22 protein-coding genes are annotated in these 24876 nt (G+C 71.1%); 5 read left to right on the top strand and 17 right to left on the bottom strand.

Annotated features, from left to right (window positions below; all coding sequences use genetic code 11):
• Positions 1-75 precede the first annotated feature (75 nt).
• Positions 76-1125: an endo-1,4-beta-xylanase gene (locus ACFO0C_RS02605; protein ID WP_378064844.1), complete on the bottom strand. Its 1050-nt coding sequence runs from the start codon at positions 1123-1125 to the stop codon at positions 76-78.
• A 150-nt stretch (positions 1126-1275) separates the two neighbouring features.
• Here ACFO0C_RS02605 and ACFO0C_RS02610 point away from each other — a divergent pair, with 150 nt between their 5' ends.
• Positions 1276-2553, top strand: coding sequence for an SGNH/GDSL hydrolase family protein (locus tag ACFO0C_RS02610; RefSeq protein WP_378064845.1), 1278 nt, complete (start codon positions 1276-1278; stop codon positions 2551-2553).
• Here the strand turns inward: ACFO0C_RS02610 and tmk are convergent.
• The gene (gene tmk / locus ACFO0C_RS02615) at positions 2530-4548 is read right to left on the bottom strand and encodes a dTMP kinase (protein WP_378064974.1); all 2019 of its coding nucleotides are present in this window, start codon (positions 4546-4548) and stop codon (positions 2530-2532) included. The two genes, ACFO0C_RS02610 and tmk, sit on opposite strands and share 24 nt — an antisense overlap.
• 134 nt (positions 4549-4682) lie before the next feature.
• Between tmk and ACFO0C_RS02620 the strand changes: the two genes are divergently transcribed.
• Entirely contained in the window at positions 4683-5933 is a 1251-nt protein-coding gene (locus ACFO0C_RS02620) for an amino acid deaminase/aldolase (protein ID WP_378064846.1), read from the top strand.
• A gap of 7 nt (positions 5934-5940) precedes the next feature.
• Here the strand turns inward: ACFO0C_RS02620 and ACFO0C_RS02625 are convergent, their stop codons facing one another.
• Complete coding sequence (locus tag ACFO0C_RS02625; RefSeq protein WP_378064847.1) at positions 5941-6570, bottom strand: TetR family transcriptional regulator; 630 nt, start codon at positions 6568-6570, stop codon at positions 5941-5943.
• A gap of 115 nt (positions 6571-6685) precedes the next feature.
• Between ACFO0C_RS02625 and ACFO0C_RS02630 the strand changes: the two genes are divergently transcribed.
• Positions 6686-7984, top strand: coding sequence for a D-arabinono-1,4-lactone oxidase (locus tag ACFO0C_RS02630; RefSeq protein ID WP_378064848.1), 1299 nt, complete (start codon positions 6686-6688; stop codon positions 7982-7984).
• Between the two features lie 59 nt (positions 7985-8043).
• Here ACFO0C_RS02630 and topA read toward each other — a convergent pair whose 3' ends face one another.
• The 6 genes from topA to ACFO0C_RS02660 form a co-directional block, all read right to left on the bottom strand.
• Positions 8044-10872 carry a type I DNA topoisomerase gene (topA, locus tag ACFO0C_RS02635; protein ID WP_378064849.1) on the bottom strand — a complete coding sequence of 943 codons (2829 nt, stop codon included), beginning with the start codon at positions 10870-10872 and terminating at the stop codon, positions 8044-8046.
• A 193-nt stretch (positions 10873-11065) separates the two neighbouring features.
• Entirely contained in the window at positions 11066-11920 is an 855-nt protein-coding gene (locus ACFO0C_RS02640; RefSeq protein WP_449190668.1) for a hypothetical protein, read from the bottom strand.
• A gap of 4 nt (positions 11921-11924) precedes the next feature.
• Positions 11925-12455: a hypothetical protein gene (locus tag ACFO0C_RS02645; RefSeq protein ID WP_378064850.1), complete on the bottom strand. Its 531-nt coding sequence runs from the start codon at positions 12453-12455 to the stop codon at positions 11925-11927.
• Between the two features lie 100 nt (positions 12456-12555).
• Positions 12556-14967 (bottom strand): sodium-translocating pyrophosphatase, encoded by a 2412-nt coding sequence (locus ACFO0C_RS02650; RefSeq protein WP_378064851.1) that lies wholly within the window; start codon positions 14965-14967, stop codon positions 12556-12558.
• Between the two features lie 345 nt (positions 14968-15312).
• Entirely contained in the window at positions 15313-15753 is a 441-nt protein-coding gene (locus ACFO0C_RS02655) for an ATP-binding protein (protein WP_127545046.1), read from the bottom strand.
• Positions 15750-16106, bottom strand: coding sequence for an STAS domain-containing protein (locus ACFO0C_RS02660; protein ID WP_378064852.1), 357 nt, complete (start codon positions 16104-16106; stop codon positions 15750-15752). Before ACFO0C_RS02660 ends, ACFO0C_RS02655 begins: the two co-directional genes overlap by 4 nt.
• Before the next feature lie 112 nt (positions 16107-16218).
• Between ACFO0C_RS02660 and ACFO0C_RS02665 the strand changes: the two genes are divergently transcribed.
• Complete coding sequence (locus ACFO0C_RS02665; protein ID WP_378064853.1) at positions 16219-18534, top strand: DEAD/DEAH box helicase; 2316 nt, start codon at positions 16219-16221, stop codon at positions 18532-18534.
• Between the two features lie 99 nt (positions 18535-18633).
• Positions 18634-19860 carry an acyltransferase family protein gene (locus ACFO0C_RS02670; RefSeq protein WP_378064854.1) on the top strand — a complete coding sequence of 409 codons (1227 nt, stop codon included), beginning with the start codon at positions 18634-18636 and terminating at the stop codon, positions 19858-19860.
• Here the strand turns inward: ACFO0C_RS02670 and ACFO0C_RS02675 are convergent.
• From ACFO0C_RS02675 to ssd, 8 genes are all read right to left on the bottom strand, one after another.
• Positions 19828-20220, bottom strand: a complete 393-nt coding sequence (locus ACFO0C_RS02675; RefSeq protein WP_378064855.1) for an Rv3654c family TadE-like protein — start codon at positions 20218-20220, stop codon at positions 19828-19830. The two genes, ACFO0C_RS02670 and ACFO0C_RS02675, sit on opposite strands and share 33 nt — an antisense overlap.
• Entirely contained in the window at positions 20217-20582 is a 366-nt protein-coding gene (locus ACFO0C_RS02680; RefSeq protein WP_378064856.1) for a TadE family type IV pilus minor pilin, read from the bottom strand. Before ACFO0C_RS02680 ends, ACFO0C_RS02675 begins: the two co-directional genes overlap by 4 nt.
• Entirely contained in the window at positions 20579-20707 is a 129-nt protein-coding gene (locus ACFO0C_RS02685) for a DUF4244 domain-containing protein (RefSeq protein ID WP_239143932.1), read from the bottom strand. Before ACFO0C_RS02685 ends, ACFO0C_RS02680 begins: the two co-directional genes overlap by 4 nt.
• Positions 20708-20845: 138 nt before the next feature.
• A complete protein-coding gene (locus ACFO0C_RS02690; RefSeq protein ID WP_378064857.1) occupies positions 20846-21547 on the bottom strand; it encodes a type II secretion system F family protein in 702 nt (233 codons plus the stop codon).
• Positions 21544-21732 carry a hypothetical protein gene (locus ACFO0C_RS02695; protein ID WP_378064858.1) on the bottom strand — a complete coding sequence of 63 codons (189 nt, stop codon included), beginning with the start codon at positions 21730-21732 and terminating at the stop codon, positions 21544-21546. Before ACFO0C_RS02695 ends, ACFO0C_RS02690 begins: the two co-directional genes overlap by 4 nt.
• Positions 21729-22451 (bottom strand): type II secretion system F family protein, encoded by a 723-nt coding sequence (locus tag ACFO0C_RS02700; protein ID WP_378064976.1) that lies wholly within the window; start codon positions 22449-22451, stop codon positions 21729-21731. Before ACFO0C_RS02700 ends, ACFO0C_RS02695 begins: the two co-directional genes overlap by 4 nt.
• A 5-nt stretch (positions 22452-22456) precedes the next feature.
• Entirely contained in the window at positions 22457-23596 is a 1140-nt protein-coding gene (locus ACFO0C_RS02705; protein ID WP_378064859.1) for a TadA family conjugal transfer-associated ATPase, read from the bottom strand.
• Complete coding sequence (gene ssd, locus ACFO0C_RS02710; RefSeq protein WP_378064977.1) at positions 23593-24648, bottom strand: septum site-determining protein Ssd; 1056 nt, start codon at positions 24646-24648, stop codon at positions 23593-23595. Before ssd ends, ACFO0C_RS02705 begins: the two co-directional genes overlap by 4 nt.
• Between the last annotated feature and the right edge of the window lie 228 nt (positions 24649-24876).

Genomic DNA, 24876 nt, shown 5'->3' on the forward strand with positions numbered 1-24876 from the left:
TGGAGGCGATGATGGTCACGCTCTGGAGGGGCTAGGCCCTCCGCCGGGGAGGAGCGGAGGGCCTAGCCCGCCGGGTCAGCGGCCCAGCAGGAAGGTGTTGCGCAGCGCCTGGTAGGCGGGTTTCCGCTGGAGGTCTTCGGTGTACGGGGTGGCCGAACCCTGCCCGTCGAACACTCCGGGCACCCACGAGTACCGGTCGGTGAAGCCCCAGACGGTGTAGGAAACGCAGTGCCGGGCGAGCAGACAGGCTTGCAGGAGGGTGCCGAACCCGTACGCCTGGGCCTGCTCTTTGGTCGCGTCGACCGGGAGGATCATGCGGACGTCGACCTCGGTGAAGGCGGTCTGCACACCGAGGGCGTCGAACCGCCGCACGTTGTCGAAGACGGTGCCGGGGAAGCCGTACTGCACGCCGAGGTGCCCCTGCATTCCGTACCCGTGGATCGGCACGCCCTGTGACCGCAACTGCTTGGTGAGAGCGTAGTAGGCGTCGCTCTTGGCGTTGACGCCCTCGTTGTTGTAGTCGTTCAGGTAGAGCTTGGCCTTGGGGTCGGCCTCGTGCGCCCACCGGAACGCGTCGGCGATGTAGCCGGGTCCGAGCGCCCGCAGCCAGATGGTGTCACGCAGCGTGCCGTCTTCGTTGAAGACCTCGTTGACGACGTCCCACTGGTAGACCTTGCCCTTGAAGTGGCGGACCTGGGTCTTGATGTGGTCGCGCAGGATCTGCCGTAGCTCGGCCGGGGTGAAGGCGGACTCGGTGAGCCAGGACGGGTTCTGGTTGTGCCAGACCAGGGTGTGTCCTCGCACGACCTGCCCGTTGGCGCGGGCGAACTCGACGAGCCGGTCGGCGGCGGCCCAGTCGTAGCGACCCCGCTCGGGCTCGATGGCTTCCCACTTCATCACGTTCTCGGCGGTCACCGAGTCGAAGTCGGACGCCACGATCGCCCGGTAGGCGGCGTCGGAGGAGAGCGCCGACATGTCGACGGCGGTTCCGATCCGCACTCCGCTGCCGCGGGCGGCCGCGCGCAGCGAGTCGGGGTCGCCGCCGGCGACGGCGGGTGCGGCACTGCTGACGGCGGTGGCCAGAGCCAGCGCCACAACGGCAAGGACGTTACGTCGGGTAGCCATCCAACCCTCCCGAAAGTTTCGGAGATGTTTCGGTGTCAGGGCGCAACGCTAGGCACAGAGACCGACGTCGGTCAATGGTTGACTGCGGAACAGGGCCGATTTACGTTACGGGCACTCGACTGCCCGGTTTCCGAAAGTTTCGGAGTGAACATGTCGACTCGACGTGAGATCCTGGCCCTGGCATCCGGCGCCGCCCTCACCGCGGCCGCCCTTCCCGCACCGGCCCACGCCGGTGGCCGCGACGACGGCTGGATCGCGACGTGGGCGGCGGCGCCGACCACGATCCCGCCCGGCACACCACAGGAGCTGACCGGCCAGACGGTACGGCAGGTGGTGCACACCAGCGTCGGCGGAAACCGGCTGCGGATCCGCCTGACCAACGAGTTCGGCACCACGCCGCTGCACGTCGGCGAGGTGCACGTGGCGATCCGGGCCGGCGATGGCGCGAGCACCGACGCCCGGCCCGGCACCGACCGGCGGGTCACCTTCGGCGGGCAGCGGTCGGCCACCGTACCGGCCGGGGCTCCGCTGGTCAGCGACCCGGTCGCCCTGACCGTGCCGCCCGGCGCCGACCTCGTGATCAGCCTCTACCTGCCGGATCGCACACCGGTCACGACGGTGGCCGCCTTCGCCTTCCAGGAGAACGTGATCGCCACCGGTAACGTCACCGCGGCCACCCGGGTCACACCGACGAGCACGATCCCGCAGTACGTGTTCCTGGCCGGGGTCAGCGTGCACGGAGGCGGCGGCTCGGGAGCGGTCGTCACGCTCGGCGACTCGATCACCAACGGAGCGAACACCGTGACGAACGCCAACCACCGCTGGCCGGACCTGCTGGCGGCCCGGTTCCGCAAGGCCCGCATCGGCCTGGGCGTTGCGAACGTGGGTATCTCCGGCAACCGGCTGTTGCACGACCCGAACCCGCCGGCCGGCGACCCGGCCGAGGCGTTCGCGGCGTGGTTCGGGGAGAGCGCCCTGCGCCGCTTCGATCGGGACGTGGTGGCCCAGCCCGGCGCCACGCATCTGGTGGTCCTGCTCGGGGTGAACGATCTCGGTCATCCGGGGACTGTCGCCCCGCCGGGCGAGGTGGTCACGGCCGCCGACCTGATCGGCGGGCACCGGCAGCTGATCGCCCGCGCCCGGGTCGCCGGGCTGCGCACGCACGGCGCGACCATCCTGCCCTTCAAGGACGACACACTCGGCTTCTACACACCGGAGAACGAGCGCAAGCGGTCCGCCCTGAACCGCTGGATCCGGACGTCGGGCGAGTACGACGAGGTGATCGATTTCGACGCCGTGGTCCGGGACACCACCGATCCGCAGCGCCTGGCCGCCGCCTACGACAGCGGCGACCATCTGCACCCCAACGACGCCGGGATGGCGGCGATGGCGGCGGCGGTGAAACTAGGCGGTTTCCAGCACCGATGACAGCCGCTCGGTGACCGCCCCGGCGATCTCGTCGACCGGGCGGGAGGCGTCGAGCACCAGGTAGCGCTTGGGGTCGGAGGCGGCCAGGTCGAGGAAGGCGTACCGGACCCGCTCGTGGAAGGCCCGTGACTCGCTCTCCAGCCGGTCGGCGCCCTCGCCCCGGGCGTCCACCCGGGTCAGGCCGACGCCGGGGTCGACATCGAGCAGGACGACCAGGTCGGGCTTGAGGCCTCCGGTCGCCCACGCGGACAGCCAGGAGACCTCCTGGACCGGCAGGGTACGCCCGGCGCCCTGATAGGCCAGCGAGGAGTCCACGTACCGATCGCTGATCACGACGGCACCCCTGGCCAGGGCGGGCCGCACCACCGTGGCGACGTGGTGCGCCCGGTCGGCGGCGTAGAGCAGCGCCTCGGCCCGCGGCGACGGCGCCTCGGTCTTGTCCCGGTCGAGGACCAGGCCACGGATCCGGGACCCGATGTCGGTCGCGCCCGGCTCACGGGTGACCACGACGTCGTGCCCGTCCGCCTTGAGCGCCTCGGCCAGCCGGGTGACCTGAGTCGACTTGCCCGCGCCCTCGCCGCCCTCGAAGACCACGAAGACACCGGAGCGGACGAACTCCTCGGGCGGTGACAGCGGGCGGCCGCGCAGCGAGCCGATCAGGTCGGCGAGCACCGGCACGCCCCGTTTGTCGTCCATCTGCCGGAACGCGCCGATGCCGACCCAGATGCCCACGGCGCCGGCCACCAGCAGGACGATGCGGGTGGAGGAGATGTCGATGTGCAGCGAGCCGAACTCGATCCGGCGCGAGCTGCCGAGACCGACCAGGATGCCGGCCAGGGTGATGGCCAGCAGCAGGACGGTGCGGACGCCGATCTGCACCACGGCGAAGGTACGGCCACGCAGCGCGTCGTCGATCTCGCCGTAGAGCAGGGTCGTACCGGCCAGGAAGGCCATGCCGGCGCCGGCACCCACCATCAGTGCACCGGCCAGCGCCATGGAGAGGTGGAAGGAGAGGCCGAGGAACATCACCGAACCGCTGGCCAGCACGATGCTCATGCCGAACCAGCGTTTACGGGACAGTTCCTTGACGATCATCGGGCCCAGGCCGATGCCGATCGCCAGGCCGGTGAAGATGCTGCCGAAGAGCAGATAGAAGGCGGGCTGCCCGGCGCCCAGTGACTTCGCGAACTTCTCGGCCGCCCCGATCACCACGCCGCCCGCGCCGAACGCGCCGAAGATGCCGAGCACCAGGCCGCGGACCAGCGGGGTGGTACCGATGTATTTCCAGCCCTCAAGGAACTGGCGGGTCATGGACTGCTCGGCGGCCTTCTCGCGCTCCGGGCTCTTGCCGCCGATCTCCTTGATGCCGAAGAAGACGACCAGCGCGGTGGCCAGGCGGGCCAGCGCGTTGATGTAGAGCGCCAGCTGGATCGGCTGCGCCCAGTCCGGCAGGGAGGCGCCGGACTGCTGGAGGCCGGCGGTGAGCGCGGCCAGGGACAGCGCGGCCAGGATCGGCGTGATCCCGTAGGTCGTGATCAGGGTCAGCTGGTTGGAGATCTCGATCTGCGACTTCGGAATGAGGTTGGGAACCGCGGCCTCCTTGGCCGGGATCCAGATCAGCGTGATCGACTCGCCGATGAAGGTCGCGATGGCGGCCCAGGCGACGGTCTGGGTCGGTGACGCGCCGAAGACCGGGGCGAGCGGGATCGAGCCGTAGATCACGAATCGCAGCAGGTCGACGGTCACCATGGTGTAGCGGCGGTCGAACCGGTCGGCGAGGACGCCGGCGATCGGGCCGAGCAGGAGAGCGGGGATCAGACGTACGGCGATCGTGCCACCGAACGCGGCACCCTGGGCCGCTGAGTTCTCGAACTGGGCGGACGCGAACAGGGCGGTGGCGAGCAGGCCGACCCAGTCGCCGAAGGAGGCGGCCGCCAGCACCAGCCAGAGCCGGCGGAAGCCGCGGCGGCGCAGGACCGAGCGCAGGGCCGCCACACCGCTGAGGTCGACGGGCCCCGGGTCCTGCTGCGTGTCCGTGTTGATGGCCCTACCTCCCGTGGTCAGTGCTCGGAGCACTGTAACCGCACACCCCCACGGGTTGGGGGCAAGCACGATCGGGTGGACCAGAGATGAATGTCTTTCGTGTTACCCAGCTCACGGGATACCGTTCTGGCGTGCTCACTGACCGCATCGCCCTGCGCCAGCGGCTCGACAAGGCCACCGACCATCTGGAGACCCCGGTCGCGGTGGTGGACCTGGCGGCCTTCGACGACAACGCGGAGCGCCTGACCGCGCGCGCCGGCGGCAAACCGATACGTGTGGCGAGCAAGTCGGTGCGCTGCCGGACGCTTCTGGAGCGGGTGCTGAGCCGTCCCGGCTGGCACGGGGTGATGGCCTACACCCTGCCCGAGGCGATCTGGCTGGTGCGCTCCGGTGTGACCGACGACGTGCTGGTGGCGTATCCCACTGTCGACCGGGCCGGTCTGCGCGAGCTGACCACGCATCCCGAGCTGGCCGCCGCTGTCACTCTGATGGTGGACCATCCGTCGCACCTCGACGTGGTGGATCAGGTCGCCGCTCCGGGCGCGCGTCCGGCCGTACGCCTGTGTATTGATCTTGATGCTTCCTGGCGCCCCGCCGGGCCGTTGCACATCGGCGTGCGCCGCTCGCCGATCCATTCGGCCGCGCAAGCGGGCGGCCTGGCCCGCAAGATCGCCGAGCGTGAGGGATTCCAGCTGGTCGGGGTGATGTGTTACGAGGCGCACATCGCCGGCGTCGGCGACGACCCGCCCGGGCAGGCGCTGCGGGCCCGGGCCATCCGCCTGATGCAGAGCCGGGCCTTCCCCGAGCTGCGGGAACGCCGTGCCGCGGCGGTCCGCGCGGTCCGCGAGCACGCGGATCTGGAGTTCGTCAACGGTGGCGGCACCGGCAGTGTCTCCGCTACCAGCGCCGATCCCACGGTGACGGAGGTAGCGGCGGGATCCGGGCTCTACGGCCCTACCCTCTTCGACTCCTACCGCAGCTGGCGGCCCACCCCGGCGGCCTATTTCGCGCTGTCGGTGGTGCGCCGCCCGGCCCCGCGGATCGCCACGGTGCTGGGTGGCGGCTGGATCGCCTCCGGCACGCCCGAGGCGTCCCGGCTACCCGTTCCGTGGCTGCCCGAGGGCCTGCGGTTCAAGGGCGACGAGGGCGCCGGCGAGGTGCAGACGCCGCTGCTCGGCGCGGCCGCCGAGCAGCTGCGCCCCGGCGACCGCGTCTGGTTCCGGCATGCCAAGGCCGGCGAGCTGTGCGAGCACGTCAACGAGCTGCAGCTGGTCGACGGCGAGACGAGCGCGCCGGCCCTCACGTACCGTGGAGAAGGCCGTGCCTTCCTCGGGTGACCGGGCGTCAGGCCGACACGTGCCGGTGAAGGTATTCCCTTATGAGAGCCTTCGCCTCGGTCAGCACCGACTCGTCACCACCGGTGTCGCGCCGGAACGCCAGCTTGATCAGCGCGTCGGCGGCCTCGACCGAGATCTGCAGCGCGAACCTCAGCCTGCCCCGGTCGGCCAGCTTGAACTGCTCGATCAGCAGCTCGGCCAGGCGCTCGGCGATGACCGCGTTGTTGTCGCGGTCGGAGTCGAGCAGGTGCAGATCGACGACGTCGCCGAAGTGCAGGGTCCGGAAACCCGGGACGCTGCGGTGCATGTGAATGTACGCGTCGATCGCCCCGTCGACCGCATCCCACCAATGGGTGAAGGTCTCGGTGGCGAAACGGTCGGACAGACTCTGCAAATAGGCGTCCATGTTGCGAAGCGCAAGCGCCTGGACGATGGCCCGCTTGTCCGGGAAGAACTGGTAGACCGAGCCGATGGCGACCTCGGCGCGCTCGGCGAGCAGCGTCGTGGTCAAGCCCTCATAACCGACCTCGTCCACCAGCTCAGCGCATGCGTCGAGCATGCGCTGCACCCGGGCAACGCTTCTGCCCTGCACCGGAACCCGCCTCAGCGGTCCGGTGCTGACGGTTGGTGTCGACACGCGTCGCCACTCCCTCTCAGCAGTATTAAGAAGAACGTTACTCGGATCAACGAGCGAGGCGCATCGACGGGACGCCGGGTGACGGTGTCCGCTCGGACGGAGGACAAAGGCCGGAATGACTACACCCGTTAACTCGCGCCGGTGGACCAACTGGGGGCGCAATCAGGAGTCGGTCGCCGACGTCCTGACTCCCGGCGGCATCGACGAGGTCGCCTCCCAGGTGAAGCAGGCCGCGGAGAGCGGCGGGCGGATCAAGGTCGTCGGGAGCGGGCACTCGTTCACCGCCATCGCGGTCGCCGACGACCAGCGGATGTTCGTGCACCGGATGGCCGGGCTCCTCTCCGTCGACGGGCCGCTCGTCACCGTCCAGGCCGGGATGACCCTGTCCACACTGAACGCGATCCTCGCCGAGCACGGACTGGCCATGCCCAATCTCGGCGACATCGACGCGCAGACCGTCGCCGGCGCCATCTCCACCGGCACGCACGGCACCGGCATCGCACACTCCACACTGGCCTCCTGCGTCGAGGCGCTGACCATGGTGACCGCCACCGGCGCCGTCGAGCGGTACACGGCCGACTCCCCCGAGTTCCCGGCGGTCCGGCTCGGGCTCGGCGCCCTCGGCGTGATCGTCGAGGTGACACTGCGCTGCGTCCCCTCGTTCACCCTGCTCGCCGACGAGCGGCCGATGCTGCTGACCGACGTGCTGGCCGGGCTCGACGACTGGATCCCGGAGAACGACCACGTCGAGTTCTTCTGGTACCCGTACACCGATCGGGCGCAGCTCAAACGCAACCGCAAGGTGACCGGGAACGATCAACCCCTGGGCCGTTTCCGCGGCTGGCTCGACGACGAATTCCTCTCCAACACCGTCTGGCAGGGCGTCTGCGCGGTGGGACGGCGGTTCCCGGCGACGGTTCCGGCGTTCAACGCGATCTCCGCCCGCGCGCTCAGCGCCCGCACCTACACCGGCCGGTCCGACGAGGTCTTCTGCTCACCGCGCAAGGTCAAATTCACCGAGATGGAGTACGAGGTACCGCGCGCCGCCCTACCCGAGGTCCTCGACGAGCTCGCCAGGATCTTCGAGCGACTGCCGTTCAAGGTGCAGTTCCCCGTCGAGGTGCGGTTCACCGGACCGGACGACATCTGGCTGTCGCACGGGTACGGCCGGGAGTCCGCCTACATCGCCGTGCACCAGTACATCGGCGCGCCCTACGAGCCCTACTTCCGGGCTGTCGAGGAGGTCTGCTCGGCACTGGGCGGCCGGCCGCACTGGGGGAAACTGCACTACCGGGACGCCGAGTCGCTGCGGGCGGCGTACCCCCGCTTCGACGACTTCATCGCCGTGCGGGACCGCCTGGACCCGAACCGGGTCTTCACCAACGACTACCTGCGAAGAGTCCTCGGCGCCTGAAAGAAGCAACGAAGCCGGCTCTCACCGCTGTCTCGGACGCGGTGAGAGCCGGCTCGCACTCACTCGGCGGCGGTCGCGGCCTTACGCGGAGCGGCCCGCTTCGCGGGGGCTGCCTTCTTGGCCGCGGTCGTCTTGGCGGCCGTCGTCTTCTTCGCGGCGGTCGCCCGCTTCGCCGGAGCCTTCTTGGCCGGGGTCGCGCCGTCCTCGGTCGCCGCCTTCGCTGTGGCCTTCTTGGCCGGCGCCTTCTTGGCGGCGGTCTTCTTCGCCACCGGGCCCTTCGCCCGCTTGTCCGCGATCATCTGGGACGCCTCGGCCAGAGTGATCTCCTCCGGCGTCTGATCGCGGCGCAGCGTCGCGTTGTACTCCCCGTCGGTGACGTAGGCCCCGAACCGGCCCTCCTTGATCACCAGCGGCTTCTCGCTGACCGGGTCGGGTCCGAGCTCACGCAGCGGCGGCTTCGCGGTCCGGGCCTGGCGGGTCTTCGGCTGCGCCAGCAGGGCCAGCGCCTCCTCCAGGGTGATCGTCAGCAACTGGTCCTCGCTGCCCAGCGACCGCGAGTCCTTCTCCCGGGAGATGTACGGCCCGAACTTGCCGTTGCGGGCCACGATCTCGTTGCCCTCGGCGTCCTTGCCGACGATCCGGGGCAGCTTCAACAGGTCGAGCGCCTGCTCCAGGGTGAGCGTCTGCGGCGACTGGCTCTTGAACAGCGACGACTTGCGCTCGCCGGCCGACACGTACGGCCCGAAGCGGCCCGACTTGACGGTCACCTCGTCACCGGTGGCCGGGTCGTCACCGAGGACCCGGTCGCCGTTGCCGGCCAGGAACAGCTCCTCGACCCGCTCCGGGGTCAGCTCGTCGGGCGCCACGCCCTCCGGGAGCGACGCCTTGTCCTCGGGTGCGTCCTCGCCGCCGTCGACCACCTTGCGCTGCAGGTAGGGCCCGAACTTGCCGACCCGGACGACGACCCGGCGATTCTCCTGGTCGACGAAGAGCGGGATCGAGTTGACCTCGCGGGCGTCGATCGCGCTGAGGTTCTCGGTGACCATCTTCTTCAGGCCGCCGGCCTTGGCGATGTCGTCGTCCGCCCCGGACTCCGAGCTGCCGAAGTAGAAGGACGACAGGAAGGCGAGCTGGGTGCCGTCACCGGCCGCGATGTCGTCGAGCTGGCCCTCCATCGCGGCGGTGAAGTTGTAGTCCACCAGCCGCGGGTAGTGCCCCTCGAGCAGGCCGATCACCGCGAACGCCAGGAACGACGGGATCATCGCCTGGCCACGCTTCTCCACGTAGCCACGGTCCTGAATGGTCTGCATGATCGACGAGTAGGTGGAGGGTCGGCCGATCCCGAGCTCCTCCAGCGCCTTCACCAGCGACGCCTCCGTGTACCGCGCGGGCGGCGTGGTGTGGTGCCCGGTCGCGTTCAGCTGGTCGGCGGTCAGCGGCTGGTCCTTCACCAGGTTCGGCAGGCGGCGCTCGGCGTCGTCGGACTCCGCGTTCTCGTCGTCGGACGACTCCACGTAGGCCCGCAGGAAGCCGGGGTCGGTGATCGTCTTGCCGGAGGCGGCGAAGTCGGCCTCCTCACCGCCGACCGTGGTCGCCCGGATCCGGACGCTGATCGAGTTACCGACCGCGTCGGTCATCTGCGAGGCGATGGTGCGGCGCCAGATCAGCTCGTAGAGCCGGAACTCGTCGCCGCTCAGCTCGTTGGCCACCTCGCCCGGGGTCCGGAAGTTGTCCCCCGCCGGGCGGATCGCCTCGTGCGCCTCCTGCGCGCCCTTGGCCTTGGTCGTGTACTTGCGCGGCTGCGGCGGCACGTTGTTCGCCCCGTACAGCTCGGCGATCTGCCGGCGGGCGGCGGCCACCGCGGTCTCGGAGAGGTTCACCGAGTCCGTACGCATGTAGGTGATGTAGCCCTTCTCGTACAGGCTCTGCGCGGTGCGCATCGTCTGCTGCGAGGAGTAGCGCATCTTGCGGGCCGCCTCCTGCTGGAGCGTGGAGGTGATGAACGGCGCGTACGGCCGGCGACGGTACGGCTTCTCCTCGACCCGGGTGACCTGGAACGGGCGGCCCTCCAGGCGGGCGGCCAGCCCGCGGGCGCCGTCGCCGTCCAGCTGCACGGCCGTGGAACCGGCCTTGAGCTGCCCGGTGGTGGGCTCGAAGTCCTTGCCGGTGGCGATCCGGTCCCCGTTCAGCGCGATCAGCGTCGCGTTGAACGTGCGCGGACCCTCGATCTGCCCCTGCACGGCCAGGTGGGCCAGGATGTCCCAGTACTCCGCGGAGCGGAACGCCATCCGCTGGCGCTCGCGCTCGACGACGATGCGGGTGGCGACCGACTGCACACGGCCCGCGGACAGACCGCGCATCACCTTCTTCCACAGGACCGGGCTGACCTCGTAGCCGTACAGCCGGTCCAGGATGCGGCGCGCCTCCTGGGCGTCCACCAGGGACCTGTCGATGTCACGCGGGTTGGCCACCGCGGCCTGGATGGCCGGCTTGGTGATCTCGTGGAAGACCATCCGCTTGAACGGGACCTTGGGCTTGATCGTCTCGATCAGGTGCCAGGCGATGGCCTCGCCCTCGCGGTCCTCATCGGTGGCGAGGAAGATCTCGTCGACCTCCTTGGCGAGCCGCTTCAGCTTGGCGACCTGCTGTTTGCGGCTCTCGGAGATCACATAGAGGGCGTGGAAGCCGTTGTCGACGTCGACGCCGAGCCGTGCCCACGGCTGGCCCTTGAACTCGTCCGGCACCTCGTCGGCGTTGCGCGGCAGATCGCGGATATGGCCGACGGAGGCCTCGACCAGATAGTCGGGGCCCAGGTAACCGGCGATCGTCTTGGCCTTCGACGGGGACTCGACGATGACCAGACGGGTCGTCCTGGTGTCACTCGGCACGGCACTCCTTATTTGGCCCTCAGCACTCCCCGCTCCGTCCGGCGGAGCACAGACGTTCAACGTAACGCGCCGGACAAGCCCTCATTCCCGGGGAACCCCGCAGTCGGATGGTAACGGTCCGGCCACCGCATGCGTCTGACCGCGACACCGTACACCGGGAAGACACTGTTATGTCGGACACAATCCCGGAAGATCACGCGACTACGTTGCCCGGCCAGAACTCCTCCGGGGCTGCTGAGGGACGCTCACCGACCAGTTCAGCGAGCCGGCGCAGGCGCCGCGCACCCGAGATGAGGTACCGCCGTCCGTCTTCCGACACCCGGCCCGCCAGACCGGCCCGGACCAGCGCGGCTTCCACCGCGTGACGGTCCTTGCCCGGGTCGAGGCCGAGCACCCACCCGCCGGGCCGCGGGCTGCCGGCAGCGGCCACCCACAGCCGCAGCCGGGGGCCCGAGAGGAAGAGCTGCGCGGATGCCTCCGGCCAGGCGTTCGCCAGGGCGTTCAACCTTCGGGAGTACGCCGTACGCACCTCGAAGACCGGCCGGGGCGGGGCCGGGTCGGGCTCGTCACTGTCGGGCTCGTCACCGTCCGGCACGCTGTCGGCCGGCCCCGGATCGCCGGACTCGCCGGCGGGCGGCTCGTCACCCGGGGCCGTGTCGCCCGGTCGATCCTCCGCCGGCTGGTGTTCCGGCGTGATGATCGCCTCTTCCGCGGCGGCGAGGTCGTCCGGTCGTACCCCCTCCTCGATCGGCTCCCACGTCGCCTTGAGGCCTCGGGCGACCAGCTCGCCGACCAGGACATGCACCCGCCAGGCCGCATCCACCCGGACCGAGACGCGGGCCGTGCCGCCCATCCGGCCGAGGTGGCCGGGACCGGCCAGCAGGCCGGCGAGATCGGCCGGTGAGGGCTCGGTCGTCTCGGCGCCGAACATCGACAGCTGGCGTCCCGCCGGCGGACCGGGAACGCCGCGCTGGGCAGCCCTCTTCGCCACCGGAACCGGTGGGGGAAGGACCTCGCGCGGGATCAGCGGCCAGCCGGTCTCGGTCATCTCGTCACTGGCATTCGGGCAGGGTGTCGAAGGCCTGTCTGAGCTCGACCGACTCCAGGCTCGTCGTGTCGAGGCTGCTGCGCTCGTAGTCGGTGGTCAGCTGGGCGACCACCTTGCCGACCTCGGTGTAGAAATTCTGTGACGGGGCGGTGGCGAGCGCCTCGATACCGCTGCGCGCGTGGCCGTAGGCGTCCCGGATGCCGGCCAGCGAGGCCAGGAAGCCGTCGGCGATGGCCTGCCCGTTCGCCACGTCGGGGACACCGGCCTTCTCCACGCCCTCCCGTGCCTTCTCGCTGGCCGTGGCGGCACCGTCGAAGAGCCGGGCGAGATTCTCCTTCGCCTGGCCGGGTGTCGTCTTCGTCGTCATCGTCTGCTGGGTGCGGCTGGTGAGGGTGTCGATCTCACTGCGCCACGGGCTCAGCGTGGTGCAGACCACCGCCGCCCAGGCGTGCGCGCCGGGCTGGCTGGAACAGGCCGCCAGCGGTGCGGCGAGCACCAGGAGCAGAGCAAGGGAGATCGGTCGGACCGCGCGCATGGAAGCAGGGTACGGCTCCGGTAGGACACTCCACACGCCTCGATCGGAGCAAAGAGAAAGGCACCCGGAAATCCGGGTGCCTTGCCCTGGTGTGTCTACCTCAGACGTTGTCCTTCACCCGGGACGCCTCGGTGGTGCGGGCGTCCTGGGCCGCGCGAGCGGTGTCGGCGGCACCGGCGGCCGAGGCCGAGGCGCTGTCGTCACCGATCGCGACCGGCTTGCGCTTGCTCCAGATCACCGCGGCGGTCACCACCGCCACCGCGAGGATCGCCACGCCGATACGCAGCGGTGTGTTCGCGTCGGAGCCGTAGCTCCAGGTCACGACGGCCGGGGCGATCAGCAGCGAGACCAGGTTCATCACCTTGAGCAGCGGGTTGATCGCCGGGCCGGCGGTGTCCTTGAACGGGTCACCGACGGTGTCGCCGATGATCGTCGCCTCGTGCGCCTCGGAGCCCTTGCCGCCGAACGACCCGTCCTCCACCAGCTTCTTCGCGTTGTCCCACGCGCCGCCGGAGTTGGACAGGAAGACCGCCATCAGCGTGCCGGCCCCGATCGCGCCGGCAAGGTAGGCCGCGAGCGCGCCGGGGCCGAGACCGAAGCCCACCGCGATCGGCGCCATGATCGCCAGCAGGCCCGGGGTGAGCAGCTCACGCTGCGCGTCCCGGGTGCAGATGTCGACGACCCGGCCGTACTCCGGGCGCTGGGTGCCGTCCATGATCCCGGGGAACTCCCGAAACTGCCGGCGGACCTCCATCACCACGGCGCCCGCCGAACGGGACACCGCGTTGATCGCCAGGCCGGAGAAGAGGAACACCACAGCCGCGCCGACCAGCAGGCCGACCAGGCTGCGCGGGTTCGAGATGTTCAGCTGCTGGAGGATCTCGTCGCCGACGTTCGTCACGCCGGCCTCGGTCAGCGCGCTGGCCAGGCTGTTGGTGTACGACCCGAACAGCGCCGTGGCGGCCAGGACCGCGGTCGCGATCGCGATGCCCTTGGTGATCGCCTTCGTGGTGTTGCCGACCGCGTCCAGCTCGGTGAGGATCTGCGCGCCGCGCTCGTCGACGTCACCGGACATCTCGGCGATGCCCTGCGCGTTGTCCGAGATCGGGCCGAACGTGTCCATCGCCACGATGACGCCGACCGTGGTCAGCAGGCCGGTGCCGGCCAGCGCGACCGCGAACAGCGACAGGGTGAGCGACGAGCCGCCGAGCAGGAAGGCGCCGAAGACGCCCGCGCCGAGCAGCAGCGCCGAGTACACCGCCGACTCCAGGCCGACGCTGATGCCGGCCAGGACGACGGTGGCCGCGCCGGTCTGCGACGACTTGCCGATGTCCTGCACCGGGCGGCGGTTGGTCTCGGTGAAGTAGCCGGTCAGCGCCTGGATGGCGGCGGCCAGCACGATGCCGATGACGACCGCGCCGACCGCGACGAGCTGCGGGTTCTGGCCGCTGTTCAGGATGTCCTCGGCGATGCCGGCGTCACCGAACCCGGCGAAGCTGTTCGGCAGGTAGACGAAGCTGACCACGGCCACCGCGATCGCCGAGATCGCGGCCGAGATGTAGAACGCCCGGTTGATCGCGGTGAGACCGTTGCGGTCACTGGCCCGCAGCCTGGTGATGAAGACACCGATGATCGCGATCAGCACACCGATCGTGGAGACGATCAGCGGGAAGATCAGGCCGTCCTGACCGAACGCGGCCGAACCCAGGATCAGGGCGGCGACCAGGGTCACGGCGTAGGACTCGAACAGGTCGGCGGCCATGCCGGCACAGTCACCGACGTTGTCGCCCACGTTGTCGGCGATGGTCGCCGCGTTGCGCGGGTCGTCCTCCGGGATGCCCTGCTCGACCTTGCCGACCAGGTCGGCGCCGACGTCCGCGGCCTTGGTGAAGATGCCGCCACCGACCCGCATGAACATGGCCAGCAGCGCGGCACCGAAGCCGAATCCCTCCAGGACGGTCGGCGCGTCACCACGGAAGATCAGCACGACCAGCGCGCCGCCGAAGAGGCCGAGACCGACGGTGAGGAAGCCGACCACACCACCGGTGCGGAAGGCGATGCCCATCGCTGTCTCCCGGCCGCCCTTCTCGCCGGCCGCCGCGGCGACCCGCAGGTTGGCCCGCGTCGCCAGCGCCATGCCGGCACCGCCGATGAACGAGCTGAACACCGCGCCGACGATGAAGAACAGCGAGCGACCGATCTTGACCCAGGTCTCGTTGTCGGTCTCGTGCACCGGTAGGAGGAACAGCAGGACGACCGCGATGACGACGAAGATGCCGAGAGTCTTGAACTGGCGGAACAGGTACGCCGAGGCGCCCTCCTGCACCGCGCCGGCGATCTCCTGCATCTTCGGTGTGCCGCGGGCGGTCCGCAGCACGGATTGGACGAACGCGGCGGCGAAACCGAGCGCCACCAGGGCGAACACCAGCGCGACGATGACGAATGTGACGTTTGAGCCGCTCAGGGACACACCGCCACCCTCGGCGGCGAGGTCTATCGAGTTCCCGGACATCAATGTCCTCCTGTACACCGATGGCGTCCGGGGGGTGGACGAAACCTCCCGGGCGCATTCCCCGGGGAGTGGGGAACGACCGACCAGACCTGCGGACGCGAGGCCGGTAAGTAGCTGACAACTCGCGTACTGTATAGGGCTTACGTGGTGGTCGTCACATGTCGCACCAGCCGTGTCGCGGCGATGAACGCCACTGTGTTAGTCCGGAGTCGATCTCGGGTACACGGGTAGACGCCAGTGTCGGGATTCTCGCGCGAAATCGCGGGTCATTTCCGGAAATATCGCCCATGGTGGGCGCGGCGTTCTGCCGTACCCCCGCATGGTTGATCTTTTGGGGTTGCCGCGTCAGCGGCGGGTGACCGGCCAGATCATCCGGACCTCGGTGCCCGGGCCGTCATCCACCGGCCGCACCTGGAGGTCGTCGACGAAGCCGGCGAGCAGCGCGAAGCCGACCCCGGTGGTGAGCGCGTCGTCGGTCAGCGACTCGTCGGCCAGCTCGTCGGGCGGCAGTTTCGCCAGGCCGACGCTCGCCTCGATCGGCGCGTGGTCGATGACGCGAACCGTGTACGAGTCCGAGTCGGACATCTCGACGGTGACGAGATCGGTCAACCCGTACTGCCGGTGCAGGGTGACCGCCCGGGTGCAGGCCTCGCCGATGGCGAGCCGGACCTCGTCGAGTAACTCCTCCGCGACCCCGGCACGGCGCGCGACAGCGACGCCGACGAGCCTGGCGGTGCGCACGTGCACCGGGGCCGGCGAGAAGGAGAGCCGAACGGTAGCCATCACGAAGCGGGACCGCTGCCGTCGCGCTCCGTCGCCGCATCGACCGTCGGGAAGATCGGGAAGACCTGATCCAGCGCGGTGATCCGGAAAATCTTGAGCAGCGGCTCCTTGGAGCAGACCAGCCCGAAGGTGCCGTGCGCCGTCCGGAGCCGTTTGAGGGCCCCGACCAGCACGCCGAGCCCGGTGGAGTCGAGGAAGTCGACCCGCTCCAGATCGACGACCACGTCACGCGCCCCCGCGTCCACCAGCTCGATGAGGCGCTCACGCAGCCGGGGGGCGGTGTAAACGTCGACCTCACCGCCGACCTCGAGCACGGTGTGCCCGGCGACGGTCCGGGTCGTGAGTGACAGCTCCATCGGTCCTCCTCCCTGATCTCTCCCCCGCGAAATCTAACCACCGACGGGAAGGGGGCGACGCGTGGCACCCACCGTCCTACCCGTTTGAGGTTCGGGGCATACCGGTGTCACAGTGCAATGCGTGACCTCAACCGCTTTCGGTCCTGCTGAGCTGCTTCACCGGCTACGGGCCCGCAGCGGCGGGACGGCAGTGTCCCCGGTCACACACATCGAGCGGGTGCCCGCCCGTGAGGGTCGCACGGCACCGTGGCCCGGCTGGACCGATCCCTCGGTGCGCGACGCCTTCGTCGCTCAGGGGATCAGCGTTCCGTGGGAGCATCAGGCGGCCGCGGCCACCCTCGCCTGGGAGGGCACGCACGTCGTGCTGGCCACCGGTACGGCGTCGGGCAAATCCCTGGCGTACCAGCTGCCGGCGCTGAACGCGCTCGCCACGGACCCTAGAGCGACTGTGCTCTATCTGTCACCCACCAAGGCGCTCGCCGCCGACCAGTTGCGCGCACTGACCCGCCTCGGACTCGACGGGGTGCGGCCGGCGACGTATGACGGCGACACCCCACGCGAGGAGCGGGAGTGGATCCGGCAGCACTCGCGGTTCGTGCTCACCAACCCGGACATGCTGCACCACAGCATCCTGCCCGGGCACGGCCGGTGGGGAGTCTTCCTGCGCAGGCTGCGGCACGTGGTGATCGACGAGTGCCACACGTATCGGGGCGTCTTCGGCTCGCACGTGGCGCACGTCCTGCGGCGGCTGCGGCGGGCCACCGCGCGGTACGGGGCGTCGCCCACGTTCGTCCTGGCGTCGGCGACATCGGGCGATCCGGCCGGTTCGGCGTCCCGGCTGACCGGGGTTCCGGTGACCGAGGTCACAGCCGATTCATCACCGCGTGGGGCCGTGACCTTCGCGCTGTGGGAGCCACCTCTGCTTCCGCCTTCCGCCGACCCGGACGAGGAGCCCGGACAGCCGATCCGCCGATCAGCCCTGCGCGAAACCGCCGACCTGCTCACCGACTCGGTGATCGCCGGGACACGGACGATCGCGTTCGTGCGGTCCCGGCGCGGAGCCGAGGTGATCGCGTCGACCACCCGGCAGTCGCTCAACGAGGTCGAGCCGGGGCTCGGTGACCGGGTCGCCGCCTACCGGGGCGGATACCTGCGGGAGGACCGGCGGGCCATCGAGCGGGCACTGCTCTCCGGTGAGCTGCTCGGGCTGGCGTCGACGAACGCGCTGGAGCTCGGCGTCGACCTGACCGGGCTCGACGCGGTGCTGATCTGCGGCTATCCGGGCACCCGGGCGTCGCTCTGGCAGCAGGCCGGGCGCGCCGGGCGGGCCGGCGACGAGGCGCTCGCCGTTCTCGTGGCCCGGGACGATCCGCTCGACACCTACCTCGTGCACCATCCGGAGGCGGTGTTCGGGCGGCCGGTCGAGGCGACGGTGCTGGACCCGGGTAATCCGTACGTGCTCGGCCCGCAGCTGTGCTGTGCCGCCTCCGAGGCGCCGCTCACCGAGGCCGACCTGGAACTGTTCGGCGGGCACGCGATCGTCGGGCAGCTCACCGCCGAGGGCCTGCTGCGGCGGCGCCCGTCCGGGTGGTACTGGACCCATCGCGGGCGGCCCGAGGTCGACCTGCGCGGGACCGGCGGAGCGCCGGTGTCGGTGGTCGAGGCGGCCACCGGGCGGCTGCTCGGGACCGTCGACCACGGGTCGTCGCACGCCATGCTGCACCCCGGGGCGGTCTACCTGCACCAAGGCGTCACCTTCGTGGTCGACGACCTGGACCTGGAGGACGCCATCGCGCTGGTGCACCAGGAGGAACCGGACTGGACCACCCACGCGCGGGACGTGACGAACCTGTCGGTGGCGCACGTCCGGTCGTATGTGGACGCCGGGCCGGTCGGGCTGTTCCTCGGTGACGTCGACGTGACCAACCAGGTCGTCTCCTACCAGCGGCGGCGGCTCCGCACCGGCGAGGTCATCGACACCCGGCCGCTCGACCTGCCGGTGCGGGAGCTGCGTACGGTCGCGGTCTGGTTCACCGTGTCACCGGAGGCGCTGACCCGGGCCGGGATCGAGCCGGGCGAGTTCCCCGGCGCCCTGCACGCGGCCGAGCACGCCGGGATCGGCCTGCTGCCGCTGATCGCCACCTGTGACCGGTGGGACATCGGCGGGCTGTCCACGGCCAACCATGCGGACACCGAGGCGCCGACGGTCTTCGTCTACGACGGGCACCCCGGCGGGGCCGGGTTCGCCGAGCGGGCCTACGGGGCGGCGGCGGAGTGGCTACGGGCCACCCGGGAGGCGATCGCGTCGTGCGGCTGTGAGGCCGGCTGCCCCTCGTGTGTCCAGTCACCCAAGTGCGGAAATGGAAACAACCCTTTGAACAAAGAGGACGCTGTCAAGGTGCTGGACGTCGTACTCGCCGCGCTCTGATCATTCACTGCGGTTTATAGGTTACGGCTTCGGGGAAGAATCACATCTCGCCCCCGACCTGACGATCTCCATGAGCGGAAGCGGTAGCCTGCGTCCCCGATGAATCGCGACCGAGCAAACACGAGCCCCCGCCTCGCGGCCCTCGACGGCCTCCGCCTGATCGCGGCTCTGGCCGTCGCGGTGTTCCACCTCAGCGTCTCGTGGCGCCTCGACGGGCAGCGACCGCCGAGTTACTTCCTGCCCGACCTCGCGCCCGTCGCGGCGTACGGGTTTCTCGGCGTCGAGCTGTTCTTCCTGATCAGTGGCTTCGTGATCTGCATGAGCAGCTGGCGGCGCAGCCTCGGTGACTTCTTCGTGTCGCGGGTGAGCCGGCTCTACCCGGCCTACTGGGTGTGCATCCTGATCACCGTCGCGGTGGTCACGATCCTGCCGGTGACAGGTGGCGTGCCGATCAGCGGGACACCGGATCTGCGCGAGATCGCGGTCAACATGACCATGCTCCACGAGCCACTCGGCATTCCCGCCGTCGACACCGTCTACTGGACCCTCTTCGTCGAACTGCGGTTCTATCTGATCTTCGCGGCGCTCGTGGCGTTCGGGTTGACGTACCGCCGGACGGTGATTTTCTGTGCCACCTGGATGATCGTCGCGGTGATCGGGCCGGCCCTCGGCAGCAATGTCGTCAATGTTCTCGCCGTTCCGCACTACGCGCCCTATTTCATCGCCGGTATCGCGATGTTCCTGATCCACCGGTTCGGCCGGTCGCCGCTGCTTTTCGCGATCATCGGCTTCTCCTGGCTGGTCAGCCTCGACCGGGTGGAGAAGCGGGTGGCCGACATCAACCCCGGCTTCGACGTGCCGACCTGGCCCGGCATCGTGATCGTCTCGCTGTGCTACCTGGCCGTCCTGGTCATCGCGCTCGGCTGGACCGACCGGATCCGGTGGTCGTGGCTCACCACGGCGGGTGCCCTCACCTATCCCTTCTATCTGCTGCACCAGCGCATCGGGTACAGCCTGATCCGCCACACCCACGAGCGGACCGGGCTGCCGGCCTGGTTGCTGCTGGTCGGGGCGATCTCGGTGGTGCTGGGGCTGGCCTGGCTCGTGCACCGGTTCGCGGAGCGACCGCTGAGCCGCCGGCTACGGAAGGTGCTGCGCCAGTCGATCACCGATGTGCGGCGGGCCTCGGCGGCGGAGACGTCCGCGGCGAGCATGGTCACCGTTCACGCCGGGCACAGCGAAGGGATCCAGGAGCGTCGGGGCGCGGTCAGTCCGTCACCACGCCAGCCGTCGTCACCCTCCGTCTTCCAGGACGTGTCCCGCTGAGATCCCGTCCGGGACGGCTGACACCGGGCCGGCACGGGCGGCGGCCTCGGCGCTCCCCGGGTAGAGCATGAGGCGCACCTCGGTACGGACCACGATCTCCAGCCCGTCGACCACGCACGCCGTCATCCGGGCGTGATTGGCCTCGACGTACCGCCCGGCCACCGCGCATGCCGCGGTCTGTCCTTCGATGGCGTGCGGGCCGCCGGCCAGAGCGCCGAGATCGGCCGCCGCCCCGGCCTGGTGCCGTGCCACCCGGGCAGCCCCCTCGGTGACGGCGGCGAGGGCGATCCCGACCAGCACCAGTCCCACCGCCAGCAGGAGGATCGACGCGGCCCCGCGGTCGTCCCGTAGCCGCTTCACGCGACAGCCGTCCCGTCCGGTTCACGGGCGGCCGTGGCATCGCCGCTGACGATCGCACCCGGCAGGTCGATGCCGAACATCCGGATCGGCGCGGACACCACGGCCGTGACGCTCTCCCCGGTGCCGCCGACGTCCACCGTCGCACCGTCCGGTGCCTGCTCGGCCCCCGCCGGGACGGCCGCCTCCCCGCGCGCTCCGGCCAGGACCGCCTCCCGGGCCGCGTCGAGGCATCGCATCTTCGCCACGACCGCGGTGATCGAGGTGATGCCGAAGCCGAGGAGCAGCATGAGCGCCGGCAACCCGGCCGCGAGTTCGGCGGTGAACGAGCCCCGGTCGCGGCCGGGCTGCCGGCGCCGTCTCACTTCAGCGCCCGGCCGATGACGCCGCTGAGCGCCGCCTGCACGGGGCCGCTCGTCAGGACCTTGAGCAGGACTCCGGCGAAGGCGACCGCGGCGAGCGTGCCGATGGCGTACTCGGCGGTGCTCATTCCGGCGTCCGCGGCGTCCGCCTGGAGCCGCCGGTAGCGGGCGATGAGTTTGTACACAGGACCTCCTTGGTTCCGTTCGGTTTCACAGCACGCCGCCAGATCGGAGAGGCGGCGAGGTCTTCGGGCCCGAAAGCCGGGTCAGAGGACGTCGGAGAGGATGGCGACGACCGTCGGCATCAAGCCGGTGAGCAGGAACGCCGGCAGGAAACACAGCCCCAGCGGCAGCACGATCAGCACACCGGCCCGCTGGGCGGCGGCCTCGACAGCCACCTTCCGGTCGGCGCGCAGGTCGCCGGCGAGCCGTTCCAGCGCCCCGGCCAGCGCGCCACCGCTGGCACTGGACCGGACGGCCGCCGCGACCATCCGCTCGGCCTGGGGAATCCCGGTCAGATGTCCCCAGGCCTCAGCGGGTTCGGCGCCGAGCCGCAACGATCGGGCGGTCCGCTGGAGCCGGTCGCCGAGCGGCCCGCCGAGCGCCTCGGCGACGGCACCGATCGATCCGTCCACGGCTGTGCCGCCCCGGAGTGCCGCGGCCAGCAGATCAGCGCCGAGGGGCAGGTCGGCGAGGGCTTCCTGGCGTTCGCGACGGACATCGGCGGGTTCGCGGCCCCGGAGGAAGCGATCGGTCCCGATACCGGTGACGGCCCCGGCCGCGAGGCCCCACCCGGTGCCGATCAGGCCGGCGACGGCGAGCCCGGCCAGCACGGACAGCAGCAGCCGGGTCCGGTCGGCGGACGGCTCCCGTGCGACGGCCCGGGACGGGAGCCGGAACCGGCCACGCGGCAGCATCAGCAGGACAGCGGCCGCCACCGTGCACAGGGCGACGACGACACCGTTCATCCGGGCACCTCGGCCACTCGGAGAGCCGCCGGGTCCGGCCCCTCGGCCTCGTCAGCCGGGACCGCGCCGCATTTCGTGATCACGCCGTCGGCTCCGACCAGGGCGGCCACACAGCACTCGCGCAGCGGGACCCGGACCGGACCGCCCGGCCGCAGCAGAGCCGCCACCCCGCAGCCCCCGGTCACCGGAGCACCCCCTCGGTGATCCGCTGCGCCCACTTCAGCCCGGCGCACTGGAGGAGCACCGCCCCCGCCACGCAGGCCGCACCGAGCGGACTGTGCAGCAGCACACCGGTCGGATCGGCGCCGATCGCGTGCCCGAGAGCGATCCCGGCCAGCGGAAGGGCGGCGAGCATGATCGCCGTGGTCTGGGTGCCGGCCGCCTGGGCGTGAGCGGTCCGAACCGAACGATCGGCGGTACGCGCGTCCGACTCGATGCGTTCGAGCAGGTCGGCAGCGGGTGCACCGGTGCGCTCGGCGAGCCGCCAGACGGCCTCGGTCAGGTCACCGAGCCGGCCGGCACCGCTGAGCGAGACGGTCAGTGCCGCCGGCGGGATGCCCGCTCGCAGGTCGGCGACGAGGGACGCCAGGTCGTCGAGGTGAGCATCGCGCTGTCCGGCGGACCGTTTCCGCCCCGCGCGGCGGCGCCATTCGTATGCGGCCAGTCCGGCGTAGACAGCGGCGACGGATCCGGCGACCGGTCCGCCGTACAGCCCGGCCGGAGCCCCGGCCAGCACGGACGCGACGAGCACCGGGCGGCTCCCCGGACCGTCGAGGAGGAGTCGCGCGCGACGCCGCATCCCGGTCACGTCGATCCGTGCACGCCGTCCGGGCAGCCGGTCGCGGGCCGTCTCCCCCGGCCGGGCGACGAGGACCGCCCCGGCGATCAGAATCGCCGCCAGCATCCAGGTCACGGCCGGATCCCCCGGTCGGCCAGCAGGCGGGTCAGCACCGGTGCACCCGGGCCGGGGCCGCGATCGCGCTGCCACGCCGGAACCACGGTGGCCAGCCGGTCCTCGCCGGAGGGGATGAGGACGCTGATCGACTCCAGGAGGCGGCCCCGGCCGGTACGCCGTACCTGAAGAACCACCTGCAGCGCGGCGACCACCTGGGCGTGCAACGCCGCCCGCGGCAGTCCGCCGAGCAGGCCGAGCGCCTCGAGCCGGGCAGGTACGTCGGCGGGCGCGTTGGCGTGCAGCGTGCCGGCCCCGCCCTCGTGCCCGGTGTTGAGCGCGCCGAGCAGGTCCACGATCTCCGCCCCGCGGCACTCGCCGATCACCAGCCGGTCGGGTCTCATCCGCAGCGCCTGCCGGACGAGGTCGTTGAGCCCGATCGCACCGGCACCCTCCACGTTGGCGGTACGCGCCTGCAACGCCACCACGTGCGGGTGCACCGGCCGCAGCTCGGCCGCGTCCTCGACGAGCACGATCCGCTCGGTCGGCGGCACCAGCCCGAGCAGTGTGGCCAGCAGTGTGGTCTTGCCGCTGCCGGTCCCGCCGGTGACCAGGTAGGCGAGTCGCGCGGCCACCACCGCCGCCAGCATCGGCGCCGCGTCGGCCGGAACCGTCCCGTGCCGTACCAGGTCGTCGAGGCTGAACGGCCGTTGCCGGAAGGTCCGCAGCGACAGGTGTGGCCCGTTCGTGGCGACCGGCGGCAGCACGGCGTGCAGACGTGTCCCGTCGGGGAGCCGCGCGTCGGCATACGGCTGCCCGTCATCGAGACGCCGCCCGCACGCCGCGACGAGTCGCTGGGCGAGCCGCCGGACCTCGGCGGAGTCGGCGAACCGGATCGCCGACCGCTCCAGCCCGGCACCCCGGTCGACCCAGACCTGCAGGTCGTTCACCAGCACGTCGGTGACGGCCGGATCACCCAGCAGCGGCGCGAGCGGCCCGGCGCCGATCAGCTCGTCCCGGACCCGGCCGGCGAGCCGGAGCACCGCGGTGTCGCCGAGGACCCCGTTCTCCTGGCGGACCGCGCTCACCACGGCGGCCGGTGTCGCGTCCTTCCCGTCGTACGCGAACCGCCTGCGCACCCGATCGGCCACCGTCATGCGACCACTGCCTTCGTGGCCGTACCCATGAGGTCGTCGACGAGCTGCCGGCAGAGCCCGGCCAGGGCGCCCTTGCCGTCGGCGGTGGGTGCGGTGCCGCGCTCGATGCCCTGGCAGACCGCGGTCTCGGGGCGCAGCGTGCCGGCCAGCGGCAGGCCGAGTGCCCGGGCGATCTCGCGGGCCTTGAGCCGGCCGGGCGCCGGGCCGCGCACCACGACGGCGACGTTCTCGCAGTGGGTGGCGACGGTGGCGGCGGTCCGGGCCGCCGAGGCGGTGGCCCGCAGTTCGGCCGGGACGACGAGCAGCGTCCGGTCGGCGGCCTGCAGCGCGAGAACGGCGGCGTCGTCGAGTTGTCGGGGCAGGTCGGCGACGATCACGTCACGTCCGCGCCGGGCCGCGTCGAGGGCGGCCGCCATCGCCTCGATCGGCACGCCGGGCAGTTCGCCGCGGTCGAAGGAGAGCAGCACCAGGTCGCCGCGATGCGGGAGGGCACTGAGCAGGGTGGGCGGGTCGACGCGGCCGTCGGCGTCGGCCAGCGCGGGCCAGCGCAGGCCGCCGACCCGTTCCCAGCCGAGCACCAGGTCGAGGCCACCGCCGAGCGGGTCGGCGTCGATGAGCAGGGTCCGGTAGCCGGTGCGGACCGCGGTGGTGGCGAGACCGGCGGCGAGGATGCTGGCGCCGGCACCGCCGCGGCCGCCGATCACGGCGAGGGTGCGGCCGTCGGCCGGTGGATCGGGGCGCTCCTCGGCGGTGAACCTGTCGATGATCCACGGCTCGGCGGCGGGTAACACCGCCACGTTCTCGGCGCCGATCAGGTCGGCCACGTCGAACGCCGGGTCGGAGACACCGTCGAAGCCGATCAGGATCAGCCGTTTCCGGCGGGGCAGGCGGGCACGCAGGCAGGGGACGACCTGGTCGGTGCCGACGAGCACGAGAGGCGCGGCGGACCAGCGGGCCCGCGCGCCGGCCGGGTCGGGCGACACGTCGGCCTCGACACCGGCCGCCGCGGCGAGGCGCAACAGTTCGTCGAGCAGGTCCGGGTCGGCGGTCACGATCAGGGGGCGGCGCGGAGCGGGCATCGCTGACCTCCAGCGGGGACGGCGGGTCGGGGCGCCTACCGTGGCCGGGCCGCGACGACCTCGCCAACCGCCGATACCGTCCGGCTGTGGACAACGTGGAGCGGTGGACAACCACCGCCCGCCGGGATGATCTGCTACGGCGCAGGCATGGTCCTGATCGCGATGGGTATGTTGGTGTGCTCACGGGAACCGATGGAGTGG

The organism is Actinoplanes subglobosus (assembly GCF_042650585.1).
Taxonomy (GTDB): Bacteria; Actinomycetota; Actinomycetes; order Mycobacteriales; family Micromonosporaceae; genus Actinoplanes; species Actinoplanes subglobosus.

Coding starts and splice junctions, on each gene's coding strand:
- ACFO0C_RS02605 (WP_378064844.1), bottom strand. CDS start 1,125: ATGGCTACCCGACGTAACGTCCTTGCCGTTGTGGCGCTGGCTCTGGCC.
- ACFO0C_RS02610 (WP_378064845.1), top strand. CDS start 1,276: ATGTCGACTCGACGTGAGATCCTGGCCCTGGCATCCGGCGCCGCCCTC.
- ACFO0C_RS02620 (WP_378064846.1), top strand. CDS start 4,683: ATGAATGTCTTTCGTGTTACCCAGCTCACGGGATACCGTTCTGGCGTG.
- ACFO0C_RS02630 (WP_378064848.1), top strand. CDS start 6,686: ATGACTACACCCGTTAACTCGCGCCGGTGGACCAACTGGGGGCGCAAT.
- ACFO0C_RS02640 (WP_449190668.1), bottom strand. CDS start 11,920: ATGACCGAGACCGGCTGGCCGCTGATCCCGCGCGAGGTCCTTCCCCCA.
- ACFO0C_RS02645 (WP_378064850.1), bottom strand. CDS start 12,455: ATGCGCGCGGTCCGACCGATCTCCCTTGCTCTGCTCCTGGTGCTCGCC.
- ACFO0C_RS02650 (WP_378064851.1), bottom strand. CDS start 14,967: ATGTCCGGGAACTCGATAGACCTCGCCGCCGAGGGTGGCGGTGTGTCC.
- ACFO0C_RS02660 (WP_378064852.1), bottom strand. CDS start 16,106: ATGGAGCTGTCACTCACGACCCGGACCGTCGCCGGGCACACCGTGCTC.
- ACFO0C_RS02670 (WP_378064854.1), top strand. CDS start 18,634: ATGAATCGCGACCGAGCAAACACGAGCCCCCGCCTCGCGGCCCTCGAC.
- ACFO0C_RS02685 (WP_239143932.1), bottom strand. CDS start 20,707: ATGAGCACCGCCGAGTACGCCATCGGCACGCTCGCCGCGGTCGCCTTC.
- ACFO0C_RS02690 (WP_378064857.1), bottom strand. CDS start 21,547: ATGAACGGTGTCGTCGTCGCCCTGTGCACGGTGGCGGCCGCTGTCCTG.
- ACFO0C_RS02700 (WP_378064976.1), bottom strand. CDS start 22,451: ATGCTGGCGGCGATTCTGATCGCCGGGGCGGTCCTCGTCGCCCGGCCG.
- ACFO0C_RS02705 (WP_378064859.1), bottom strand. CDS start 23,596: ATGACGGTGGCCGATCGGGTGCGCAGGCGGTTCGCGTACGACGGGAAG.